General features: G+C 64.1%; 1 protein-coding gene. It reads left to right on the forward strand.

Annotated features, from left to right (window positions below; genetic code table 11):
- A partial coding sequence (gene tuf, locus J7359_RS19815; RefSeq protein WP_209060000.1) for an elongation factor Tu occupies positions 1-1,176 on the forward strand: 1,176 nt, incomplete at its 5' end.

Here is a 1,176-nt window from a genome sequence, read left to right on the forward strand (position 1 = left end):
ATGGCAAAGGCAAAGTTTGAACGGACGAAACCGCACGTCAATATCGGGACGATCGGTCACGTTGACCACGGCAAGACGACGCTGACGGCGGCGATCACGAAGTATTTCGGTGATTTCCGTGCCTATGACCAGATCGACGGCGCGCCGGAAGAGAAGGCCCGCGGGATCACGATCTCGACGGCGCATGTGGAATACGAGACCGACGCGCGCCACTATGCGCATGTCGACTGCCCGGGCCACGCGGACTATGTGAAGAACATGATCACCGGCGCGGCGCAGATGGACGGCGCGATCCTGGTTGTGAACGCGGCCGACGGCCCGATGCCGCAGACGCGCGAGCACATTCTTCTGGGCCGCCAGGTCGGCATTCCCTACATCGTGGTGTACCTGAACAAGGTCGACCAGGTTGACGACGAGGAACTGCTGGAACTGGTCGAAATGGAAGTGCGCGAGCTTCTGTCCAGCTACGAATACCCGGGCGACGACGTTCCGATCATCAAGGGCTCGGCGCTGGCGGCGCTGGAAGGCCGTGACGAGGCGATCGGCGAGAACTCGATCCGCGAGCTGCTGAAGGCGGTGGACGAGTACATCCCGACGCCCGAGCGCGCGGTGGACAAGCCGTTCCTGATGCCGATCGAGGACGTGTTCTCGATCTCGGGCCGCGGCACGGTCGTGACCGGCCGGGTCGAGCGTGGCGCGGTGAACGTGGGCGACGAACTGGAAATCGTCGGCATCCGTCCGACCAAGAAGACGACCTGCACGGGCGTCGAGATGTTCCGCAAGCTGCTGGATCGCGGGGAAGCCGGCGACAACATCGGCGCGCTGCTGCGTGGCATCGAGCGTGACGGGGTCGAGCGCGGCCAGGTGCTGTGCAAGCCGGGTTCGGTGAAGCCGCACACCAAGTTCGAGGCCGAAGCCTATATCCTGACCAAGGAAGAGGGTGGCCGCCACACGCCGTTCTTCGCGAACTATCGTCCGCAGTTCTACTTCCGGACGACGGACGTGACCGGCACGGTCGAACTGCCCGAGGGCACCGAGATGGTGATGCCGGGCGACAACCTGAAGTTCACCGTCGAACTGATCGCCCCGATCGCCATGGAAGACGGCCTCCGCTTCGCCATCCGCGAAGGCGGCCGCACCGTCGGCGCTGGCGTCGTCTCCAAGATCATCGAGTGA

The sequence above is a fragment of the Paracoccus sp. R12_2 genome (assembly GCF_017744015.1).
In the GTDB taxonomy this organism is placed as follows: Bacteria; Pseudomonadota; Alphaproteobacteria; order Rhodobacterales; family Rhodobacteraceae; genus Paracoccus.